General features: G+C 69.3%; 20 protein-coding genes and 1 pseudogene. 12 read left to right on the top strand and 9 right to left on the bottom strand.

The genetic code is table 11. The features are described from left to right. Window positions 1-32: 32 nt before the first annotated feature. Window positions 33-236, bottom strand: coding sequence for a DUF5999 family protein (locus tag AB0959_RS42685; protein WP_366832234.1), 204 nt, complete (start codon window positions 234-236; stop codon window positions 33-35). Between the two features lie 306 nt (window positions 237-542). Between AB0959_RS42685 and AB0959_RS42680 the strand changes: the two genes are divergently transcribed. Beyond that, on the top strand, window positions 543-1,034 hold the full coding sequence (locus AB0959_RS42680) for a DUF6299 family protein (RefSeq protein WP_366832233.1): 492 nt from the start codon (window positions 543-545) through the stop codon (window positions 1,032-1,034). Between the two features lie 92 nt (window positions 1,035-1,126). Here the strand turns inward: AB0959_RS42680 and AB0959_RS42675 are convergent, their stop codons facing one another. Further along, window positions 1,127-1,798, bottom strand: a complete 672-nt coding sequence (locus AB0959_RS42675; protein ID WP_366832249.1) for a carbonic anhydrase — start codon at window positions 1,796-1,798, stop codon at window positions 1,127-1,129. A gap of 270 nt (window positions 1,799-2,068) precedes the next feature. Here AB0959_RS42675 and AB0959_RS42670 point away from each other — a divergent pair, with 270 nt between their 5' ends. Then, window positions 2,069-3,079 (top strand): YihY/virulence factor BrkB family protein, encoded by a 1,011-nt coding sequence (locus AB0959_RS42670; RefSeq protein ID WP_366832232.1) that lies wholly within the window; start codon window positions 2,069-2,071, stop codon window positions 3,077-3,079. Between the two features lie 33 nt (window positions 3,080-3,112). On the opposite strand, the gene AB0959_RS42665 is transcribed toward AB0959_RS42670, so the two are convergent. Then, window positions 3,113-3,646, bottom strand: a complete 534-nt coding sequence (locus AB0959_RS42665; protein ID WP_366832231.1) for a DinB family protein — start codon at window positions 3,644-3,646, stop codon at window positions 3,113-3,115. Between the two features lie 77 nt (window positions 3,647-3,723). Beyond that, window positions 3,724-4,614 (bottom strand): LysR family transcriptional regulator, encoded by an 891-nt coding sequence (locus tag AB0959_RS42660; RefSeq protein WP_366832230.1) that lies wholly within the window; start codon window positions 4,612-4,614, stop codon window positions 3,724-3,726. Between the two features lie 126 nt (window positions 4,615-4,740). Between AB0959_RS42660 and AB0959_RS42655 the strand changes: the two genes are divergently transcribed. The 5 genes and pseudogenes from AB0959_RS42655 to AB0959_RS42635 all read left to right on the top strand — a co-directional run bounded on the left by AB0959_RS42655 (window position 4,741) and on the right by AB0959_RS42635 (window position 8,782). Beyond that, on the top strand, window positions 4,741-5,769 hold the full coding sequence (locus AB0959_RS42655; protein ID WP_366832229.1) for an alcohol dehydrogenase catalytic domain-containing protein: 1,029 nt from the start codon (window positions 4,741-4,743) through the stop codon (window positions 5,767-5,769). Window positions 5,770-5,934: 165 nt separating this feature from the next. Then, the gene (locus tag AB0959_RS42650; RefSeq protein WP_366832228.1) at window positions 5,935-6,225 is read left to right on the top strand and encodes an FAD-dependent oxidoreductase; all 291 of its coding nucleotides are present in this window, start codon (window positions 5,935-5,937) and stop codon (window positions 6,223-6,225) included. Between the two features lie 91 nt (window positions 6,226-6,316). Beyond that, complete coding sequence (locus tag AB0959_RS42645) at window positions 6,317-7,567, top strand: MFS transporter (RefSeq protein WP_366832227.1); 1,251 nt, start codon at window positions 6,317-6,319, stop codon at window positions 7,565-7,567. A 52-nt stretch (window positions 7,568-7,619) separates the two neighbouring features. Next, window positions 7,620-8,273, top strand: a pseudogene (locus tag AB0959_RS42640) (IS5 family transposase); the annotation flags it as partial. A 119-nt stretch (window positions 8,274-8,392) separates the two neighbouring features. Further along, window positions 8,393-8,782, top strand: coding sequence for a VOC family protein (locus AB0959_RS42635; RefSeq protein WP_366832226.1), 390 nt, complete (start codon window positions 8,393-8,395; stop codon window positions 8,780-8,782). A gap of 285 nt (window positions 8,783-9,067) precedes the next feature. Here AB0959_RS42635 and AB0959_RS42630 read toward each other — a convergent pair whose 3' ends face one another. After that, on the bottom strand, window positions 9,068-9,520 hold the full coding sequence (locus tag AB0959_RS42630; protein ID WP_366832225.1) for a MerR family transcriptional regulator: 453 nt from the start codon (window positions 9,518-9,520) through the stop codon (window positions 9,068-9,070). A 28-nt stretch (window positions 9,521-9,548) separates the two neighbouring features. Here AB0959_RS42630 and AB0959_RS42625 point away from each other — a divergent pair, with 28 nt between their 5' ends. Beyond that, window positions 9,549-10,319 carry a methyltransferase domain-containing protein gene (locus AB0959_RS42625; protein WP_366832224.1) on the top strand — a complete coding sequence of 257 codons (771 nt, stop codon included), beginning with the start codon at window positions 9,549-9,551 and terminating at the stop codon, window positions 10,317-10,319. A gap of 182 nt (window positions 10,320-10,501) precedes the next feature. Here the strand turns inward: AB0959_RS42625 and AB0959_RS42620 are convergent, their stop codons facing one another. Both AB0959_RS42620 and AB0959_RS42615 read right to left on the bottom strand, forming a co-directional pair. Next, window positions 10,502-12,031 (bottom strand): UDP-N-acetylglucosamine 1-carboxyvinyltransferase, encoded by a 1,530-nt coding sequence (locus tag AB0959_RS42620; protein WP_366832223.1) that lies wholly within the window; start codon window positions 12,029-12,031, stop codon window positions 10,502-10,504. Window positions 12,032-12,124: 93 nt separating this feature from the next. Further along, window positions 12,125-12,325: a DUF4236 domain-containing protein gene (locus tag AB0959_RS42615; protein WP_366832222.1), complete on the bottom strand. Its 201-nt coding sequence runs from the start codon at window positions 12,323-12,325 to the stop codon at window positions 12,125-12,127. Window positions 12,326-12,652: 327 nt separating this feature from the next. On the opposite strand from AB0959_RS42615, the gene AB0959_RS42610 reads away from it, so the two are divergent. Then, window positions 12,653-13,543: an aminoglycoside phosphotransferase family protein gene (locus tag AB0959_RS42610; protein WP_366832248.1), complete on the top strand. Its 891-nt coding sequence runs from the start codon at window positions 12,653-12,655 to the stop codon at window positions 13,541-13,543. A gap of 219 nt (window positions 13,544-13,762) precedes the next feature. Here the strand turns inward: AB0959_RS42610 and AB0959_RS42605 are convergent, their stop codons facing one another. Then, window positions 13,763-14,692, bottom strand: coding sequence for a LysR family transcriptional regulator (locus tag AB0959_RS42605; protein ID WP_366832221.1), 930 nt, complete (start codon window positions 14,690-14,692; stop codon window positions 13,763-13,765). 113 nt (window positions 14,693-14,805) lie between these two features. On the opposite strand from AB0959_RS42605, the gene AB0959_RS42600 reads away from it, so the two are divergent. From AB0959_RS42600 to acnA, 3 genes are all read left to right on the top strand, one after another. Next, window positions 14,806-15,333 carry a DapH/DapD/GlmU-related protein gene (locus AB0959_RS42600; RefSeq protein WP_366832247.1) on the top strand — a complete coding sequence of 176 codons (528 nt, stop codon included), beginning with the start codon at window positions 14,806-14,808 and terminating at the stop codon, window positions 15,331-15,333. A 52-nt stretch (window positions 15,334-15,385) separates the two neighbouring features. Beyond that, complete coding sequence (locus AB0959_RS42595; protein ID WP_366832220.1) at window positions 15,386-16,279, top strand: IS5 family transposase; 894 nt, start codon at window positions 15,386-15,388, stop codon at window positions 16,277-16,279. Between the two features lie 281 nt (window positions 16,280-16,560). After that, the gene (gene acnA / locus AB0959_RS42590; protein WP_366832219.1) at window positions 16,561-19,278 is read left to right on the top strand and encodes an aconitate hydratase AcnA; all 2,718 of its coding nucleotides are present in this window, start codon (window positions 16,561-16,563) and stop codon (window positions 19,276-19,278) included. Between the two features lie 115 nt (window positions 19,279-19,393). On the opposite strand, the gene AB0959_RS42585 is transcribed toward acnA, so the two are convergent. After that, on the bottom strand, window positions 19,394-20,749 hold the full coding sequence (locus AB0959_RS42585; RefSeq protein ID WP_366832218.1) for a sugar ABC transporter substrate-binding protein: 1,356 nt from the start codon (window positions 20,747-20,749) through the stop codon (window positions 19,394-19,396). Between the last annotated feature and the right edge of the window lie 121 nt (window positions 20,750-20,870).

The following is a 20,870-nucleotide window of genomic DNA, read 5'->3' as shown; positions in this document are numbered from 1 at the left end:
GAACCCACCGAACCCGCTGAACCCGCGGAGCGCTACGCGGCGACGGCCAACTCCGTCACCGGCACCCGCACCGGCGCGACCACCCTGCCGTCGGGCAGGAGCTCACCGGTGTCGTCGAAGACGATCGTCCCGTTGCACAGCAGGTTCCAGCCCTGTTCGGGGTGGAACGCGACGACGTGGGCGCTGTCGCGCCCGGGGCGGTCGGCCGCGGAGCACTGGGTCTGGTGAGAACACATGGCGCGCCTCCACATCGGATGCTTCACATCGGATGGCTCTGCGGCGGGCGGCGGGTCGCCGCCCCGCCCTGGTGCTGTACTCCGACCATGCGCGCGCCGGGACGCCCCGCCAAGCGATGTCGAGGAAGCGTGACACCACCCGGACGTCCTGTGACACGACGCTGACATACCGCGGGACGGCCGGTGTGCTGGAGATGGCGGTGTGCTGGAGACGGACGAGCCGAATCGCCGCCCAGGGGGTGACGAAGGCGGGCAGGCGCCCGCTGTGCCGATACCTCTGAGGTACCCGCTCAAGGAGGTATACCGATGTCGGTTTCCCAGGTCATGGGCGCGGCCGTGGGCGCTGCGCTGCTGATCTTCGGCGCTCCCTCGGCTCAGGCCGCGGCCGAACCGGACGAGGCCCTGACGATCGCCGCCACCGGCCGGGTGGCCGCCGACGGCACGATCACCCTGTCCGGCACGTACCGCTGCGCCGCGGGCAGCGGACCTGTCTACGTGTCGTCCTCGATCGAGCAGGACGGCAGACGTCGCTCCGTCGGCGGCACGCGCGCCGTCTGCGACGGAGACGTACACCCGTGGACGAACAAGGGCAGGGTCACGCCCGCCACGCACCGCTGCGTCGGCGTCCGCGCGATCTGCCACGGGGCCGCGGACCCGAGGGCAGGGTCCGACGGGTACGGGCCCGGCTCCGCCGTCGTGCAGGCCACTCTGATGGAGCTGCGTCCCCACCCCGCCCTGGTGCTCGTGCCGGTCTTCCACGCGAAGGAGGAACGGGAGATCACGCTGGTGGCTCGCTGAGGGCTTGCCGGCGGTCGGCTGAGGGCGTGCTGACGGGGCACGATGGTCCCGGTCTCCGGCCGAGCGCCGGAAACCGGGACCTCCGCCGGGGGTCAGCCGACCCGGTTGACCCGCTGGGTCGTCAGGTCGTAGCGGGCGCCGACTATGAGCAGTTCGCCCGCGTCCACCTTGGCGGCGAGGTCGGCCTCGGCCGCGAGCCGGGACCGTACGAGCTCGACGTTGGCATCGATGGTCGCGGCTATACGCGCGTCACCCTCCGTGCTGTGGTCGATGGCCGGCTTGATCTGGTCGGCGATGTACTGGATGTGGGCGGGCAGTTCCTCACCCGTCTGGTCCGCCTGGACCGCGGCCTTCACGGCGCCGCACGACTGGTGCCCGAGTACCAGGATCAGGGGGATGTCCAGTTCGAGCGCGCCGTAGGCGACGCTGCCGAGCACGGCCTCGTCGAGCACCTCGCCCGCCGAGCGCACGGTCATCAGGTCGCCGAGCCCCTGGTCGAACACCAGCTCCGGCGGCACCCGGGAGTCGATGCAGCCGAGTACGAGGGCGAAGGGGTGCTGACCCGACACCAGTGCCTGCCGCACGGCGGGCGTCTCGTCGGGGTGGCGCTCGCGGTAGGTGCGCCAGCGGAGGTTGCCCGCCGCCAGTTCCCGCAAGGCCTCCTGTGCGGTGGTCGGGCGGGGGCGGGTGCTGCCGGTGGGGGTCGCGGCGGCGGAGGAGGCGCCGACGGCGAGAGAGGTGCCGAGGACGGCGGTGCCGGTCAGCGCCGCGCGGAGAAGGGAACGCCGCGCGGTCCTGGTCGTGGTCGCGGCGGTGGGGGTGGTCGGCGCGAGGCCGACGGCTCTGTGGGGAGCGGGCTCAGAATTCACGGTGAGGAACGTACGTCCGAATCTTGGTCCGGCCGTTTCCCTTGCTGAATCTTGGCGGTCGTTGAATCAATCTTGGACAATCGCTTTCCGGTCGATGACCGAATCCTTGGCACGCTGCCGCCCTGCGGCGCCGCATGGTCCGACCATATGGGGTACTCCGGACTTATGGCGCGGACACCGAAGTCTGAGAAGCCGAAGGCACCGGGGCCGGGGGAGGAAGTGGAGCAGCGGGCGCCGGACGAGCCGACCCAGCTGTCGAAACGCTCCTGGAAGGCCGTGCTGAAGGGAACGCTGAAGGAGTTCAAGGACGACGAGCTCACCGACCGGGCGGCGGCACTGACGTACTACGGCGTGCTGTCGCTGTTCCCGGCCCTGCTGGTGCTGGTGTCGATCCTGGGCCTCTCCGGCCGGTCGGCGACCGACCAGGTCCTGGCCAACCTGCAGAAGCTGACCCCGGGGGCGGTGCAGGACGTCCTCAGCGACGCGGTGCGGCAACTGCAGGGCCGGGGAGGCATCGGCTCGGCCATGGCAGTGGTGGGTCTGGTCCTGGCGGTGTGGGCGGCCTCCGGCTATGTCGCGGCGTTCATCCGGAGCGCCAACGCCGTGTACGACGTTCCCGAGGGCCGTCCGGTGTGGAAGGTGCTGCCGGTGCGCGTGGGGGTGACGGTGCTCCTGCTGGTGCTGGCGGTGATCAGCGCGCTGATCGTGGTCTTCACCGGCGGTCTGGCCCATGAGGTCGGATCGGCGCTGGGGGTCGGGGACACGGCACTGACGGTGTGGTCCTATGTGAAATGGCCGGTGCTGGTCCTCCTGGTCACCTTCATGATCGCGCTCCTGTACTGGGCGGCGCCCAACGTGAAGGGCCGCGGATTCAAGTGGATCACCCCGGGCAGTGTGCTGGCCCTGCTGATCTGGATGGTCGCCTCGGCCGGCTTCGCGATCTACGTGGCGAACTTCGCCTCCTACAACAAGACCTACGGGACCCTGGCCGGAGTGATCATCTTCCTGGTGTGGCTGTGGATCAGTAACATCGCGATCCTCCTCGGCCTGGAGTTCGACGCGGAGCTGTCCCGGCAGCGCGCCGTCGAGGGCGGCCTGCCCGAGGAGGAGGAGCCGTACCTCCCGCCCCGCGACACCCGGGCCTGGAGCGAGGAGGACCAGCGGCGCATGGACTAGGCACCGGGGCCCCGTCCGTGTGCGGTGTGGTGGTCAGGCGTAGGGGGTGAGGACGAGGTAGCCGTCGACGCGGCTGAGCCGGTCCGAGGCGGGGTCGGGCGGGAGCGGGTGGCCGAGGTTGTCGGCACGGACCTCGCTGATCCACTGGTCGTGCTGGTACTCGTGGTTGATCAGCGCGGTCAGCAAGTAGGTCCCCACGACGGTCAGTTGGGTCGGGGCGCCGACGTTTCCGGCGGCGATGTCGCCGATGCGGGCGTGGACGCGTTCGGCGACCGTGTCGCGGAATTCGGTGAGCCGCTTGACCGTGGGCAGCGTGCCGCGGAACTTCTCCGGATTCGCCGAGTCCATGAGCCCGTCCAGTTCCGGGTCGGGGCTGGGCTCGGCCGCGGTGAGGTTGCGGATCATGAAGTGGGCCACGTGGGCCTGGTGGCCGAGATGCCAGCCGATGGCACTGGAGTCCTCGTGCGGGCGCCAGGTCACCTCGTCCGGGGTGAGGTCTTTCCACAGCTCGTCCGTGTGCGCGCGGGCACGGTCGTACTCGCGGAGCAGCGCTTCGAGTTCGTGCATGACTCCACCTGTCGGTCATGAGTGTCGGTGTCGGTGTCGGGGAGGGGGAGGAGAGGGGCCACAAGCAATGCGTACGGCTAGAGGCGGGCGGCCGCGAGGCTCTCGGCGAGGCGGAGCAGGTCCGCGCCGAGCGGGGAGTCGGCGCTCCACACCGCTTCGAAGGAGATCTGCACTTCGCGGCCCTCGTTCATCAGCGGCCGGTGGGGCACGTCGGGCGAGGTGAGCCTGGAGCGGGGGACCATGGCCGAGCCCAGGCCCAGCTTCGTCCAGTCCTCCAGGACCTGGTAGCCGGCGGCTTCTCCCGGATACGTCCGCAGGGGCATCTCGTGCGCCTGGAAGAGCTGTCTGGTGAACGTGGTCAGGCCGCAGGTGTCCGGTACGAGGATGAACTGCTCCTTGCCGGCCTCCTGGAGCTCCAGCGGAGCGTCCTGCGCGGAATCGGGGCTGACGACGACGATCGGCTCGACATCGATGACCCGGTGCTCGAAGCGCGGCATCGCGGTGACGGCGGGGATCAGGATGATGTCGAGATCGCCTGCCGGCAGGCATGCGCGCAGGTCCTGCATGTTCGCCTCGCGCAGCACGAGGTCGCTGGGCGCGGGAAGGTCGCAGACCATGCTGAACGCCCGGGCGACCAGGTGCGAGCCGATCAGGGGCGAGACACCCATACGGATCTTCTGCTCGCCCGGTTCGGTCAGTCGCCTGGCCTCCGCCGCGACGGCGTCCAGCGCGACCAGGGCGCGCTCGATCAAAGGAAGGATCCGCGTGCCGAAGTCGGTCTGGGTCACGCCGCGCGGCGAGCGGTCGAACAGCTTGCCGCCGAGGCGCTCCTCCAGCTTGGCGATCCCGTTGGACAGGGCGGGCTGGGTGACGCCGTAAGCGCGTGCGGCGGCGCTGAACGACTTGGTCTCGACGACTGCCTGCGCGTACCGGAGGCCTTCGGGATTCAGGCGATCGGCCATAGCCATGCCTTATCGCTCCATTCACGGATGTCCCCTACCGGGCTTGATCTTCCCTGCCTATGGTGGGGCTGCTGCTGACCCAGCATAACCAGCACCTATGCGCATCGTCGTGTTCAGAAAGGGAAGAGCACCATGTCGGACACCGCCGTGGCCATGGTCGTGACCGAGCCTCGAGGTCCCCTCCACCCCTTCGCGGCCGAGACGACGTCGCCGTCGGGGAGCCGGGTCCGAGTGTCCGTCACGGCGAGCGGCGTGTGCAACGCCGACCTCTCCACGGTCGCGGCCACCGGCGCGGGCACGTCCTTCCCGGTCACCCCGGGGCACGAGGTCGCCGGTGTCATCGCCGAGACGGGCGAGCGGGTCGAGGGCTGGTCGGTCGGGGACCGCGTGGCCGTCGGCTGGTTCGGTGGCAGCTGCGGGCACTGTGCGTACTGCCGGGCGGGCGACGTCGTCCACTGCCCCGAACGCAGGGTTCCCGGCCTGTCCTACCCGGGCGGCTGGGCCCGGAGCATCACCGTGCCCGCCGACGCACTCGCGCGCGTCCCCGACGAGCTCGACCTGTTCGACGCCGCCCCGTTCGGCTGCGCCGGGGTGACGACCTTCAACGCCGTGCGCAAGGCCGGTACGCGCGGAGGCGGTCGCGTCGCCGTGTTCGGGCTCGGCGGACTGGGGCATCTCGCCGTGCAGTTCGCCGCGAAGCTCGGCTACGAGACCATCGCCCTCGCCCGGGGAAGCGACCGCGAGAAGCTCGCCCGCGAGCTCGGCGCCCACCACTACATCGACAGCGACGCCCAGGCTCCCGGAGCCGCCCTGAAGGAACTCGGCGGCGCCGACCTCATCGTCCACACCGCCTCCTCCACCGCCCCCGTGGACGAGCTCCTCACCGGACTGAACGCGCACGGACAGCTCACCCTCGTCGGCATCGACGCGGGATCCGTGACCGTTCCGGTGGCCCGGCTGGTCATGAACGGCCACACTCTCACCGGACACCTGACGGGCAGCGCCCGCGAGACGGAAGAGGCGATGCGGTTCGCCGTCATCAACGGCGTGCGGCCCATGATCGAGCGGATGCCTCTGGAGCGGGCCGGTGAAGCCGTGACCCGGCTGCGTTCCGGAACTCCCCGCTTCCGCATCGTCCTGGACACCGCCGACAGCGAGTGACCAGACCCTCCGGGCTGTCCCGCGCCGCCCTGGCGCTGGAGCGCGTCGACGTCGTGCGCCTCGCCCAGTCCACTCCGGTCCGGATGGGAGCCGTCGCGAAGGTCGTCGCCCACTCAGCTCGCCGGGCTCTTCGGCCCTGCCGCCGGCAGCCCCGACGTCCTGCACGTGCAGGACTGGAGCACCGAGCAGTGGACGTCCCCCTCCACCGTGCTGCACCTGGCCGATTACGCGCTCTTCGGTCATCCCCTCTATCAGCGGCCGACGCTGGACGGCCGACTCCACTGGGCGTCGACCGAGACGGCGACCGACCATGCCGGGCACATCGAAGGCGCCCTCGCGGCCGGAGAGCGAGCAGCGCAGGCCGTACTGGCAGCGCACAGCGCCCCGAACAGGCGCAGCAGCACCTTCCCCACCACAAGCCGTTCGTCGAGCCGGTCGAGCCGGTCGAGCCGCTAGGAATTCCCTCCATGGACCACCATTGTCGTCGTCGACACCCTGGCCGGGTCCTGAGAGGAAGCCGGGTCCTGAGAGGAAAGGAGAACCGTTCGTGACGAGCACCTCCGCACCCACCACCACCGGTACGTCCCCGCGATCCGAGGCGCAGCGCCGCGTCCTCGCCGTGCTGGTCAGCAGCCAGATCCTGAGCGGGGCGGGGCTCGCGGCCGGCATCACCGTCGGAGCCCTGCTCGCGCAGGACATGCTCGGTTCCACCAACCTCGCGGGTCTGCCCAGCGCGCTGTTCACCGCCGGCTCGGCCCTCGCCGCCGTCAGCATCGGCCGCGTCTCCCAGGCCCGGGGCCGCCGGCTGGGCCTGGCCGCCGGATACCTGACCGGTGCCGTCGGCAGCGCGGGCGTCATCGTCGCCGCCGTCGCCGACAACCCCGTGCTGCTCTTCATCGCCCTGTTCGTCTACGGCGCCGGTACGGCCACCAACCTTCAGGCCCGGTACGCGGGAGCCGACCTCGCCGCGCCCGCCCACCGCGCACGTGCTGTCTCCACCGTCCTGGTCGCCACCACCCTCGGTGGTGTCGTCGGCCCCAACCTCGCCGCACCCACCGGCGCCCTCGCCGTCAGCCTCGGCATGCCCACCCTGGCCGGGCCGTTCCTGCTCGCCGGCACCGCCTACGCCCTGGCCGCCCTCGTCCTCGCCCTCTGGCTGCGCCCCGACCCCCTGCTGCTCGCCCGGAGCCTCGACCTCCAGCAGCGGACGGAAGCCACCGCGGCGAAGGCGGCGCCCACCCGTGGGCCAGGGCTGATACCAGGCGCGCTGACGATGATCCTCACCCAGCTCGTCATGGCGGCCGTCATGACGATGACGCCCGTGCACATGCACGACCACGGCCACGGCACCGCCGCCTCCGGCCTCGTCATCGCCATCCACGTCGGCGCCATGTACCTGCCCTCACCCCTGACCGGCTGGCTCGTCGACCGGTACGGGCCCACCGCGATCGCCGCCTCTTCGGGCGTCACCCTCCTCGCCGCCGGGGTCACGGCCGCCGCGGCGCCCGCGGACTCCGTCGCCCTGCTCGCGCTGGCGCTCGCGTTGCTGGGGGTGGGCTGGAACCTCGGCCTCGTCTCCGGCACCGCGATGATCACCGATGCCGTGCCGCTGGCCACCCGCGCCAGGACCCAGGGCCTGGTGGACGTCTCGATCGCCATCGCCGGCGCCACCGGCGGCCTTTCCTCCGGCCTGGTCGTTGCCGCCTCCGGCTACCCCGTCCTGGCCCTCACCGGCGGCATCCTCGCCCTCGCGGTCCTGCCCGCCGTCGCCGTGGGCGCGGGCGCGAGCAGCCGGTGAACCACGTCGCTTTTGGACGCCGTTTCTTATGGCTTGATCGTTTCGTTGAGCGGTGCATGACGGGTCTGATCAGCGATTGGTGCCGGATGAGTCATGGACGCTGTTCCGGCGGGTGGTTCCGCAGACGGAGGCGATACGTCCGCAGCGCGGCGGACGACGGCGGGCGGGTGACCGCGAATGCCTGGCGGCGATCATCTTCGTAGCGACCTCGGGGTGTACCTGGCGGCAGTTGCCGCCGGTGTTCATTGGCCGGCCCGGTCGACGGTCTATCGGCGTTTCGCCCGGTGGAGCCGGGCCAGGGTGTGGGCCAGGCTCCACCGAGTTGTCCTTGACGAGCTCGGCGCCCGCGGTGAGCTGGACTGGTCGCGGTGCGCGATCGACTCCGTCAGCGTGCGGGCGGCAAAAGGGGGCCACTGTGCGGACCGAATCCGGCCGACGGCGGCAAGAGCGGATCGAAAATCCACCTGACACGGACCGGAACGGATCGGCCCTGTCGCTGGGCATCTCCGGTGCCAACGTGCACGACAGCCTCGGCCTGAAGCCGCCGTTGCGGCGGGGGGGCCCGCCCGTCCGCTCCCGACGCGGCCCGCGTCGTCGGCGCCCAGCCAAGCTCCATGCCGACAAGGGCTACGACTCCGACCACCTGCGCAGATGGCTCCGCGAGAGAGGCATCCGCCACCGCATTGCCCGTAAGGGCATCGAGTCCATCAACTACCGCCGACTCACTTCGTTGACAACAGCGACTAGGATCTACCGGGACATCGCGTGTCGATCACCGGCTGGGTGAGGCATGGAGGTGTCGGGAGATGCCTTCGGAGGCATTCCTTGTCAGTTGAGTTGAACCACACGATCGTCCACGCCCGGGACAACCGGGAGTCCGCCCAGTTCTTCGCGGACCTGCTGGGCCTTGAGATCACCGCGGAGTGGGGCCCGTTCATCGCGGTCGGCCTGAGCAACGGCGTCACGCTGGACTTCGCCACGATCCCCGCGGACCACATCGCCATGCAGCACTACGCCTTCCTGGTCTCCGAGGAGGAGTTCGACGCGGTGTACGCGCGGATCAGCGAGCGCGGCATCGAGCACTACGCCGACCCGCAGCGGCAACAGCCCGGCGCGATCAACCACAACGACGGCGGCCGCGGGGTGTACTTCATGGACCCGGCGGGCCATGCCATGGAGCTGATCACCGTGCCGTACGGAGGCTGGACCGCGTAAGCACATGCGCCGCGCCGCACCCCAGCCCGGGGTGCGGCCCTCAACCGCTCCTTGTGCCTGATGTGTTCGCGGCCGGCGCCCCGCGATTACCTGAGCCGCCGCCAGGCGGGAAGCTTGCCCTCCGTGGTTGGCACCCGAACGCTGGCAGAAGCCCAAGTCATCACCGGCACCAAAGGAACGGTGTCTCAGTGACCTTTCGCTCAGATGTCCCGGAAGCGACCAGCGAGCACCGTGACCTGCCACTGCACCGGGCGGCCGGAGCGATCCGGCCGCCCCTGGGCGGAATCAGACCGGGATGTGCACGGGGGCGTCGACACCGACGCGCTCGGCCACCATCTGCCGGAAGTGCGCGCACTGGGTGAAGTCCTCGTGGTCACAGTCCAGTGCGCACTCTATGAGCCCGAGCGAGTACTGCGCGGCCGCGATGCGGGAGCGAAGTGCCTCGGCTTCCTGGCGCAGGATGTCCCTGCGCTGCGCGGGTTCCGTGGTGGCGGCCAGGGTGCGGATGGTGTCGAGGGACAGGCCCGCTTCCTTTGCCCGCAGGATGACAGCGACCCGCGTGAGGTCGGCGGTTTTGTAGCGTCGGCGTCCTGCGGCGTCCCGTACGGGGGTCAGCAGCCCCATCGTCTCCCAGTGGCGCAGGACATGCGTGGCGAGGCCGAAGCGTTTCGCGAGGGCACCGACACTCAAAACCTCTTTGTCGCCGTTGCCGTCCCTGCTGTGTTCGCTTGACTTCATGCCGACATTAAGTCGCAGCCTGGCGTGCATGACCAAGGAAACAGGCCATACGCGACAGTCGACGGACGAACTCATTGCCGTGCTCGACGCGGCCGACGCGCTGCCCGGGGCCAGAGAACTGCGGGCCCTGTCCTATGAGTTGTTGCGCATCGAGCCCGGAACATCCGTGGCGGACGTGGGCTGCGGCGCAGGGCGGGCGGTGGTGGAGCTGGCCGAACGCGGTGCCAGGGCCGTTGGCGTGGACCCGGACGAGCGGATGATCGCGGTTGCCCGCGAGCGGTGGCCCGACTGCGACTTCCGGATTGCCGGGGCCTACGGGCTGGGGCTCGCCGACGCGTCGGTCGATGGCTACCGTGCGGACAAGGTGTTCCACGAACTGGGCGAACCCGAGCGGGCATTGGCGGAGGCGCGGCGCGTGCTCGTGCCGGGCGGGCGGATCGTGCTGATCGGGCAGGACTGGGACACCTTCGTCATCGACTCCGACGACCCGGCCCTCACGCGAACCATCGTCCATGCGCGTGCCGATCTGACACCCGGCCCGCGCGCCGCACGCCGCTATCGAAACCTGCTGCTGGAGGCCGGCTTCGGTGGGGTGACGATCGAGGTGCACACGGGTGTCTTCACCGGGCCGGTGATGCTGCCCCTGCTGACCGGGCTGGCCGAAGGGGCCTGCTCGTCCGGCACCGTCACGCGCAAGCAGGCGGATGCGTGGATCACCGAGCAGCGCGCTCGTGCCGGCGCCGACCGGCTGTTCCTGGCGCTGCCGATGTTCGTGGCCGCGGCGACCGCGCCTGGCTGAGCCGGAGAGGCGAGCGCTAGGACGCATGGCGGGCACGGCGTCGGTCGGGCAGGCGGTGGGTCATGAACGGCTTGCTGGTGATGAACTCCCGGAATTTCAGGGCTGCTGTCCCACAGGTGCCGCCGCACCCCCTTCAGACCTTCATCACTGCAGGTCAGGCAGGGTACGGCGGCTTCCGCCACTCAGATGTCCCGGAAGATCTCGATCTGCGCCCCCACCGAGTTGAGCCGCTCGGCCAGGTCCTCGTACCCGCGGTTGATGACGTACACGTTCCGCAGGACCGACGTGCCGTCCGCCGCCATCATCGCCAGCAGGACGACCACGGCGGGCCGCAGGGCGGGCGGGCACATCATCTCGGCCGCGCGCCAGCGGGTCGGGCCCTCGACCAGCACGCGGTGCGGGTCGAGGAGCTGGAGACGGCCGCCGAGGCGGTTGAGGTCGGTGAGGTAGATCGCGCGGTTGTCGTAGACCCAGTCGTGGATCAGCGTCTTGCCCTGCGCGGACGCCGCGATGGCCGCGAAGAACGGGACGTTGTCGATGTTCAGTCCCGGGAACGGCATCGGGTGGATCTTGTCGATCGGCGCCTCCAGCTTGGAGGGCCGGACGGTGAGGTCCACCAGCCGCGTCCGGCCGTTGTCCGCGACGTACTCGGGTGTGCGGTCGTGGTCGAGGCCCATCTCCTCCAGGACCGCGAGTTCGATCTCCAGGAACTCGATGGGGACGCGGCGCACCGTCAGCTCCGACTCGGTGACCACGGCGGCGGCCAGCAGGCTCATCGCCTCGACCGGGTCCTCCGAGGGGGAGTAGTCGACGTCCACGTCGATGTCTGGCACGCCGTGCACGGTGAGCGTGGTCGTCCCGATGCCCTCCACCCGCACGCCCAGGGCCTCCAGGAAGAAGCAGAGGTCCTGGACCATGTAGTTGGACGAGGCGTTGCGAATGACGGTCGTGCCGTCGTGGCGGGCGGCGGCCAGCAACGCGTTCTCGGTCACCGTGTCGCCGCGCTCGGTCAGCACGATCGGCCGCGCCGGGGCGACCGACCGGTCCACCGTGGCGTGGTACTGGCCCTCGGTGGCGGTGATGTCCAGGCCGAACCGGCGCAGCGCGATCATGTGCGGCTCGATCGTCCGCGTACCGAGGTCGCACCCGCCCGCGTACGGCAGCAGGAAGCGGTCCACACGGTGCAGCAGCGGGCCGAGGAACATGATGATCGAGCGGGTGCGCCGGGCCGCCTCCGCGTCGATGGCGTCCATGTCGAGGTCGGCCGGCGGCACGATCTCCAGGTCCACGCCGTCGTTGATCCACCGGGTGCGGACGCCGATCGAGGAGAGCACCTCCAGAAGGCGGTACACCTCCTCGATGCGGGCCACCCGGCGCAGCACCGTGCGCCCCTTGTTGAGCAGCGTGGCGCACAGCAGCGCGACACACGCGTTCTTGCTGGTCTTCACGTCGATGGCGCCCGACAGACGGCGGCCGCCGACCACGCGCAGATGCATCGGACCCGCGTAGCCCAGTGAGACGATCTCACTGTCCAGTGCTTCACCGATTCGAGCGATCATCTCAAGGCTGATGTTTTGGTTGCCGCGTTCGATGCGATTGACGGCGCTCTGGCTGGTGCCGAGTGCCTCCGCCAGCTGCGATTGTGTCCAGCCCCGGTGCTGCCGGGCGTCACGGATGAGCCTGCCGATGCGTACGAGGTAGTCGTCTGCCATGGCGCGACCGTATATCGGATGTGAGATATACGAAAAGTGGAAGACCGCCTTCCGGGTGAGGCTCGCCGGATGAGGCCTCCAGGTGAGGCGGCCTCAGCCGTGCCGACGGCGTGCGGTGGTGCGCCGCCAGCCGAACGGGCCCGGCAGATCCATCGACGTGGTGCGGCGGCCCGTGCTGCTGTGGGTGCGGCGCGGCCCGTGCCGACCGCCCGTGGTGATGGACCAGGAACGGCGGTTGATGTTCAGCCGGACCCCGGGGAGGATCCGGAAGCTCTTGCGGAACGTGAGTGGCATGCGTGCCTCCTTCCCTTGCGGAGCGGGTACCCGCGAAGCGCCAACGAATGCCTGCGGCAGGGCGGTTGGCCGTTGGCCGCGTGGCGCGCGTGCCGTACCGGTCGGGCCAGTAGCGCGGAGTGCTTCCCCGGGGTGCCGGCGCAGGGGGCTACGCCACGCGGGCGAGAGCCGCGCGACAGGTGTCCGTGGAACGGTTGGGGCACCTGGGTGGCCGCAAATCTCAGTTGATCTGGAACCTGGCGTCTGAATACTGGCTGTCGTCTCAGTTGATCTGGTCCGCTTCCGGCGTTTCGCATTGGACTAGTGGAAGGTGCTGCGAGATTGACCATGCACGATGACCAAGTGGACGTGACCACCGAAATCGTCGCGACCTTGATCCAGGAACAGTTCCCTCAGTGGAGCGGCAAGGCGATCCAGCTCCTGTCGTCGACCGGGACGGTCCACGCCATCTTCCGTATCGGGGACGACCTCTCTGCGCGTTTCCCACTGCGTCTGGCCGATGCTGCCGAGGCGCTGGCGATTCTGGAGCAGGAAGCCCGGGCGAGCGCGGAGCTGGCACAGGTGTCTCGGTTCCCCGCCCCGGAACCCGTCGCCTTGGGGAAGCCTGGAGCGGGTTACCCCATGCCGTGGTCGGTCCAGACATGGCTGCCGGGAACGGTCGCCTTCGATGCCGACCCGAGTGGGTCGGACGCTTTTGCCGAGGACCTCGCGGCCTTCATCTCAGCCCTGCGGGACGCCGAGACGCGGGGGCGGCTTTTCGGCGGCGAAAGTCGTGGCGGCGTTCTCGCTCACCATGACGACTGGATGGCGAAGTGCTTCGAGGAGAGTATGGGGCTGCTCGACGTGCCCCGGCTGCGCCAGGTGTGGAGCCGCTTTCGGGAGTTGCCGCGCACGGGTGCCGACGTGATGAGCCATGGTGACTTGATTCCCGGCAATGTACTGGTCACGGGAGACCGGCTCAGCGGCGTACTCGACACCGGAGGCTTCGGCCCGGCCGACCCCGCGCTGGATCTGGTCAGTGCCTGGCACCTGTTGCGGCCAGGCCCCCGGGAAGTGCTCCGGCGGACACTGGTCTGTGACGATCTGGAGTGGGAGCGCGGCAAGGCATGGGCGTTCGAACAGGCGATGGGTGTTGTCTGGTACTACGTCGACAGCAATCCGACGATGAGCAGAATGGGGCTCCGGACACTCGACCGCATTCTGGAGTCGATGGAGTGATGTCGCCCCGTAGGCCGTGAGGGAGGCGATCGCTTGCCGCTCCAGCGCCAACTGCTTCAGCGGTGGGGATCCGCTCATCAGCACGGACATCCACGACCACCGAACCGACGTGCCGCCCGGTCGTCGCCGCCCAGTACCAGCCCGAGAAGTGACGCCCGGCTCGCTGATGAGGTGCTCGTAGTCGGCGACTAGAGCGTGTCTGTCAATTCGGTCATCTGGTCAGCGGCCTAGCCAGTCGGGCGCCCACACGTCGTGCGGGGCTCGCGGGCCTGCGGTGCGCAGATAGTCGCGTAGCGCGGTCAGCACGGGGTGCTGGTCTCCGCTGCGGAACAGCAGCACGTGCGGGTAGACCGGGGTTGGGTCGTGCAACGGGACACGCCGCAGGTCGTGGGTCTGGGGCCACAGGTACCGGTCCCCGCTGCCGACGAGGGTGGCCAGCGAGGCCGAGTCGGCCAGCGCGTCCATCAGGGCCTCGTCACCGAAGTTGGGGCCGAGCGCGTCGATGCTGAGGCCGAAGGTCTCGGACAGCGCCTGGTAGAACGCCGCCCACTCCGTGCCCGGCCTGATCCCGGGGATCCAGATGCGGTGGCCGGCCAGATCCGCAGGACTGACCCAGGGCGCGTCAGCCAGCGGGTGGCCGGGTCCGACCAGGAGCTCCAGGGGTGCGTCCAGGAGTCGTTCGGCGCTGATCCCGGCCGGGATCTGATCTGCTGGCAGGGCACGGAAGGACGCGTCGACGGTCCCTGAGAGCACCGCCTGGGCGGCCTGGGCGGCGTTCTCCTTGCTCAGCGTGACCGCGTCCAGGTCCATATCGGGGTGGGAGCGGTAAAACCGGTAGACGGTCTGGGCCGGGGAGATGCGCCGATTGAGGACATCGACGCGCAAGGGACGGCTTCCGGGGCGCACGGCCTGCTCAGCCTGCGCGATGGCCGCCAGGACCTTCCTGGCGTGGGGCAGGAAGACCTGCCCGTCCAGGCTCAGCCGGGAGCCTCGGGAGGTCCGTACCAGGAGCGTGACCTCGATGTGCCTCTCCAGGGCCGCGATCCGCTTGGAGACCGCCTGCTGGCTGATCCCCAGCTCGTCGGCCGCAGCCTGGAACTGGCCGGTCTCAGCGACGGCCACGAACGTCCGCAGCGCTTCAACATCCACGCCTCCACCCTACTTCCACAACCATTGGTTGTGTCGGGCGTGGTCAGGGTTGTTTGATCAAGTGTTCTGCGCGGTGGTGGGATCAGCGCATGTCTACCCGCACAGAGCAGGTTATGTATGTCCAGACGCCTGAGTTCGCGCGCCATGCGGAGCGGATCGTGGAAGTGACCGATGCGACGTCTCGACTGAACGCGCTTCCGTTCAGCGACAGCGAAGGTCGCGCGGAACTACTTTCTGTTGTGTTTGGTGGTCCGCTTCCGGATTCGGTGATGATCTACCCGCCGTTCTTTACCGAGTACGGGCTGAACACGACGTTCGGGGAGAACGTCTTCGTCAACCAGGGATGCACCTTCATGGACAAGGGAGGCATCCGTATCGGGAACGGCGTCATGATCGCCCCCAAGGCCAGCCTCATCACCGGAGGCCATCCACTGCCCCTGGCCGAGCGCCGCGAGTACCTCTCCTTCGCCCCGATCGTCATCGAGGACGACGTCTGGATCGGGACGGCTGCCGTGATCACGCAGGGGGTGACCATCGGTGCCGGTGCGGTGGTCGCTGCTGGTGCGGTGGTCACTCGTGATGTCCCTGCCGGCACAGTGGTCGCGGGAGTGCCCGCCCGGGTGATCAAGAAGATCGGCTGAGCCCGGCCGGGCTGCTGGCCCGGGTGCGCAGCACCTCTGCGGTCTGATCCTGATGCCTCGTCACGCCCGGCTGACCGACCGGCAGTGGGACCGCATCCAACCTCTGCTGCCCTCCAGTACTGGTCGTCGTGGCAGGCCGTGGGCCGATCACCGCCGCATTGTGGAGGCGATCGTCTTTCGGTACCGCACCGGTATTCCTCGGCGAGACCTCCCAGCCAGGTTCGGATCCTGGAAGACCGTGTGGGCCCGCCACCGCCGCTGGGTCGCCGACGGGACCTGGGACCGCGTGTTCGGCGTCCTGCTCGCCCGCGCGGACGACGATGGGCTGATCGACTGGCGGGTGGCGGTGGACTCCACCATCACCCGGGCCCGCCAGCACGCCACCAACACCTGCCGCCCCGAGAAGTGCCGGGCCGCAGCCCGAGGGCAGGGCCTCGACGCCCTCCGAGAGCCCGCCGGGCACGCTATCGGCCGTTCCCGCGGCGGGCTGACCACGAAGATCCACCACGCCGTGGACGGTCAGGGCCGACCGCTGGCCGTCGTCGTGACGCCCGGGCAGGCGCACGACGGTCAGTCCCTGCCGTTGTTGCTGGGCGACCTGCGAGTCCCTAGGACCGGAGCAGGCCGCCCGCGCACGACCCCGACCACGCTGCTCGGGCACAAGGCCTACTCCTCCCGCGCGATCCGGGCAGCGCTCAAGGCCCGCGGGATCACCGCGGTCATCCCTGAACGGCGTGACCAGCAGGACCACTGTCGCCGCCGCGGTTCAGCAGGCGGGCGTCCGTCGAAGTTCGATCCGGTGGCCCACAAGAACCGCAACGCGGTCGAGCGGTCCTTCGCCCTGCTCAAGCAGTGGAGGGGCCTGGCCGCGAGGTTCGACAAGCTCGCGATCGTCTACCGCTCGGCCGCAGTTCTCGCCGCAGTGCTGGTCCGGGCTCGCATTTAACGGACACGCCTTAGGTTCGCCGGCAAGGAAGCCGGAACGGCTGGGTTCGCTGTCAAACGCCTCGATTGGATGACAGCGGACAAGGGCTCGGGGCATGACCAAGCCGCGCACATGTACTAGAGTTATCTCGACATCGAGATATCTGCCGAGGCGCGCCGTAGCCGCACGCCATCACCGGGCGGGCGGTAAGGGTTACCTAACTTAGCCTTACCTTAGCGGATCGTCGAGACGGCGTGGCGGCAGGATGCGGTGGTACGCGCACAAAAATGAAGGAGACTGTCGTGTCGGCGAACAGCTTCGACGCCCGCAGCACGCTGCAGGTGGGCGACGAGTCGTACGAGATCTTCCGGCTGGACAAGGTGGAGGGCTCGGCCCGCCTTCCCTACAGCCTCAAGGTCCTGCTGGAGAACCTGCTCCGTACCGAGGACGGCGCGAACATCACCGCCGACCACATCAGGGCCCTCGGTGACTGGGACTCGCAGGCCCAGCCCAGCCAGGAGATCCAGTTCACGCCGGCCCGCGTGATCATGCAGGACTTCACCGGCGTTCCCTGTGTCGTGGACCTCGCCACCATGCGCGAGGCCGTCAAGGAGCTGGGCGGCGACCCGGCCAAGGTCAACCCGCTTTCCCCGGCCGAGCTGGTCATCGACCACTCCGTCATCGCCGACAAGTTCGGTACCAACGACGCCTTCGCGCAGAACGTCGAGCTGGAGTACGGCCGCAACCGCGAGCGCTACCAGTTCCTGCGCTGGGGCCAGACCGCCTTCGACGACTTCAAGGTCGTACCCCCCGGCACCGGCATCGTCCACCAGGTGAACATCGAGCACCTGGCGCGCACGGTCATGGTCCGTAACGGTCAGGCGTACCCCGACACCCTCGTCGGCACCGACTCGCACACCACCATGGTCAACGGCCTCGGCGTCCTCGGCTGGGGCGTCGGCGGCATCGAGGCCGAGGCCGCCATGCTCGGCCAGCCGGTGTCCATGCTCATCCCGCGCGTCGTCGGCTTCAAGCTGACCGGTGAGCTGAAGCCCGGCACCACCGCCACCGACCTGGTGCTGACCATCACCGAGATGCTCCGCAAGCACGGTGTCGTCGGCAAGTTCGTCGAGTTCTACGGCGAGGGCGTGGCCGCCACCTCCCTCGCCAACCGCGCCACCATCGGCAACATGTCGCCGGAGTTCGGCTCGACCGCCGCGATCTTCCCGATCGACGCCGAGACCATCAACTACCTGAAGCTGACCGGCCGCAGCGAGCAGCAGCTGGCGCTCGTCGAGGCCTACGCCAAGGAGCAGGGCCTCTGGCTCGACCCGGCCGCCGAGCCCGACTTCTCCGAGAAGCTGGAGCTCGACCTGTCGACGGTCGTCCCGTCGATCGCCGGCCCGAAGCGCCCGCAGGACCGCATCGTCCTCGCCAAGGCCGCCGAGCAGTTCAAGCTGGACGTCCGTAACTACGTCGACGCCGTGGACGAGGCGGGCCAGGAGTCCTTCCCGGCCTCCGACGCCCCGGCCGTCGCCCCGAACGGCGCCCCGTCGAACCCGGTCACCGTGACCGCCCCCGACGGCTCGACCTACGAGATCGACCACGGCGCGGTGACGGTCGCGGCCATCACCTCCTGCACCAACACCTCGAACCCGTACGTCATGGTCGCCGCCGCGCTCGTCGCGAAGAAGGCCGTGGAGAAGGGCCTGACCCGCAAGCCGTGGGTCAAGACCACGCTCGCCCCGGGCTCGAAGGTCGTCACCGACTACTTCGACAAGGCGGGCCTGACCCCGTACCTCGACAAGGTCGGCTTCAACCTGGTCGGTTACGGCTGCACCACCTGCATCGGCAACTCCGGCCCGCTGCCGGAGGAGGTCTCCAAGGCCGTCAACGACCACGACCTCGCGGTCACCTCGGTCCTCTCCGGCAACCGGAACTTCGAGGGCCGTATCAACCCCGACGTCAAGATGAACTACCTGGCGTCCCCGCCGCTGGTCGTCGCGTACGCCATCGCGGGCTCCATGAAGGTGAACATCACCAAGGACGCCCTGGGTATCGACCAGGACGGCAACCCGGTCCACCTCGAGGACATCTGGCCCTCCGAGGCCGAGGTCAACGACGTCGTCGCGAACGCCATCGGCGAGGACATGTTCAACAAGTCCTACTCCGACGTCTTCGCGGGCGACGCCCAGTGGCAGGCCCTGCCCGTCCCGACCGGCAACACCTTCGAGTGGGACGCCGAGTCGACGTACGTCCGCAAGCCCCCGTACTTCGAGGGCATGACCATGGAGACCACCCCGGTCTCCGACATCTCCGGCGCCCGCGTCCTCGCCAAGCTGGGCGACTCGGTGACGACGGACCACATCTCGCCCGCCGGTGCCATCAAGGCAGACACCCCGGCCGGCAAGTACCTCACGGAGCACGGCGTCGAGCGCCGCGACTTCAACAGCTACGGCTCCCGCCGCGGCAACCACGAGGTCATGATCCGCGGCACGTTCGCCAACATCCGCCTGCGCAACCAGATCGCGCCGGGCACCGAGGGCGGTTACACCCGCGACTTCACGAAGGCCGACGCTCCCGTCTCCTTCATCTACGACGCCTCGCAGAACTACCAGGCCGCCGGCACCCCGCTGGTCGTCCTGGCCGGCAAGGAGTACGGCTCCGGCTCGTCCCGCGACTGGGCGGCCAAGGGCACCGCGCTCCTCGGCGTCAAGGCCGTCATCGCCGAGTCGTACGAGCGCATCCACCGCTCGAACCTCATCGGCATGGGCGTGCTCCCGCTCCAGTTCCCGGAGGGCGCCTCGGCCGCGTCCCTCGGTCTGACCGGCGAGGAGACCTTCTCCTTCGCGGGCGTCGAGGAGCTCAACAACGGCACCACGCCGCGCACGGTCAAGGTCACCACCGACACGGGCGTCGAGTTCGACGCGGTCGTCCGCATCGACACCCCCGGTGAGGCCGACTACTACCGCAACGGCGGCATCATGCAGTACGTGCTGCGCAGCCTGATCCGCAAGTAGGCGATCCGGCACGGCGGTTCGGGGCCGCGCTCCTCAGTCGGGGGCGCGGCCCTGCGTCATGTGTGTCCTGTCCCATTCCTGAGGGCTGCGCCCCCGGACCCGCGGGGATGGGGCGTCACCCCACCCGATACTTCGCCGCCGACGCCTGGGCCAGGTCCTGGGACTTTTCCAGGGCCTTGTCGACGGACTGCTGACCCGCGATGGCGGAGCCGATCTGCTGGGAGACCGCGGTACCGAGCACGGCGAACTCGGGGATCGCGAGGAAGCCGATACCGGTGTACGGCCGTGGCGCGACCCCGGGATTCCTCGGATCGGCGGAGTCCGTCTCCGCCGCGTACTCCTGCCGGTACCAGGCATGCGCCGCCTTCTGGTACTCGGGGTTGTCGTACAGCGACTCACGGCTCCCCGCGGGCGCCGCGGTCCAGCCGAGCTCGCTGCCGACCTCCGCCTGGTACTCCTTGGAGGAGGCCCAGGAGATGAACTCCCAGGCGGCGTCCTTGCGCTCGCTGGCCGCCTGGATGCCCCAGGCCCAGGTCCACAGCCAGCCGGACCGCTCGGTCCTGTCGTGCGGCGCCGGGGCGTACCCGACCTTGCCCTTGACCGACGAACCGTCCGCCTCTATGGACGAGGCCAGCGACGTGGCGTCGTACATCATGGCGCACTTGCCCTGGATGAAGTGGTCGAGGATCTCCAGGACGCCCATCCGCTGGGCGTCGGGCTCACCGTGCGAGCGGAGGAGATCGACGTAGAAACCCACCGCCTTCCTGAACTCCGGCGAGGCGAGCCCGGCGTCCCACTTCATGTCGTACCAGGCACCGCCGAAGGTGTTCACGACGGTGTTGAGCGGGGCGAGGTTCTGCCCCCACCCGGGCAGCCCGCGCAGACAGATGCCGTCGACGCCGTCGTTGCCGTCGACCCTGGCAGCCAGCCGGGCGACCTGGTCCCAGGTCGGGTTCGCCGGCATGGTCAGTCCCTCCTGACGGAAGAGGTCCTTGCGGTACATCAGGAAGGAACCCTCGCCGTAGAAGGGCTCGGCGTAGAGCCTGCCGTCGTCCCCCGTCAGCGACGCGACCAGGTTGGGGAAGACGTCGTCCTGGTCGAAGGCCTTGTCCGCCTTGGCGTAAGAGTCCAGCGGGGCGAGCCAGCCGTTGTCCGAGTAGATCGGCACCTCGTACGCGCTGACGCTCGCCACGTCGTAGTGCCCGGCCTGGGTCGCGAACTCGCTGTTCATCCGTTCGCGGGCCTGGTTCTCCGGCAGCAAGGTGTAGTTGACCGTGATGCCGGTTTTGGCGGTGAAGTTCTTCTTGGTGAGCTTCTTGAGGTTCTGCACCTGGGGCGCGTCCATGGCGAGCACGTTGATGCTGCGACTCGATCCCCCGGACGGCGTGTCCGCGTCACCGCAGCCGGAGAGCACCAGTCCGGTGGCGGCCGCGGCGGTCACGGCCACCTGGGCGAGGCGGCTGCGCTTCATGGCACTCCGGTGGACACGAGGCTCGGTCCTTCGGCGCGCGGGGCACGCCCGAACCTTGCCGTTCTATGGATGCCGTTTAGTGGACATTTCAGCAATCATATGGGCATAGGGGGAGTAGGGC

Origin of the sequence: Streptomyces sp. NPDC046862 (assembly GCF_040704615.1) — a bacterium.
Lineage (GTDB): Bacteria > Actinomycetota > Actinomycetes > Streptomycetales > Streptomycetaceae > Streptomyces.
Note: the sequence above shows the minus strand (reverse complement) of the source record. Positions and strands in the feature narration are given on the sequence as shown.

Bases quoted from the DNA above. Each gene is read 5' to 3' on its own strand.
- AB0959_RS42620 (WP_366832223.1), bottom strand. From the start codon at position 12,031: ATGGCAGACGACTACCTCGTACGCATCGGCAGGCTCATCCGTGACGCC.
- AB0959_RS42685 (WP_366832234.1), bottom strand. From the start codon at position 236: ATGTGTTCTCACCAGACCCAGTGCTCCGCGGCCGACCGCCCCGGGCGC.
- AB0959_RS42670 (WP_366832232.1), top strand. From the start codon at position 2,069: ATGGCGCGGACACCGAAGTCTGAGAAGCCGAAGGCACCGGGGCCGGGG.
- AB0959_RS42615 (WP_366832222.1), bottom strand. From the start codon at position 12,325: ATGCCACTCACGTTCCGCAAGAGCTTCCGGATCCTCCCCGGGGTCCGG.
- AB0959_RS42680 (WP_366832233.1), top strand. From the start codon at position 543: ATGTCGGTTTCCCAGGTCATGGGCGCGGCCGTGGGCGCTGCGCTGCTG.
- AB0959_RS42600 (WP_366832247.1), top strand. From the start codon at position 14,806: ATGTATGTCCAGACGCCTGAGTTCGCGCGCCATGCGGAGCGGATCGTG.
- AB0959_RS42665 (WP_366832231.1), bottom strand. From the start codon at position 3,646: ATGCACGAACTCGAAGCGCTGCTCCGCGAGTACGACCGTGCCCGCGCG.
- AB0959_RS42610 (WP_366832248.1), top strand. From the start codon at position 12,653: ATGCACGATGACCAAGTGGACGTGACCACCGAAATCGTCGCGACCTTG.
- AB0959_RS42660 (WP_366832230.1), bottom strand. From the start codon at position 4,614: ATGGCTATGGCCGATCGCCTGAATCCCGAAGGCCTCCGGTACGCGCAG.
- AB0959_RS42630 (WP_366832225.1), bottom strand. From the start codon at position 9,520: ATGAAGTCAAGCGAACACAGCAGGGACGGCAACGGCGACAAAGAGGTT.
- AB0959_RS42595 (WP_366832220.1), top strand. From the start codon at position 15,386: ATGCCTCGTCACGCCCGGCTGACCGACCGGCAGTGGGACCGCATCCAA.
- AB0959_RS42625 (WP_366832224.1), top strand. From the start codon at position 9,549: ATGACCAAGGAAACAGGCCATACGCGACAGTCGACGGACGAACTCATT.
- AB0959_RS42655 (WP_366832229.1), top strand. From the start codon at position 4,741: ATGTCGGACACCGCCGTGGCCATGGTCGTGACCGAGCCTCGAGGTCCC.
- AB0959_RS42585 (WP_366832218.1), bottom strand. From the start codon at position 20,749: ATGAAGCGCAGCCGCCTCGCCCAGGTGGCCGTGACCGCCGCGGCCGCC.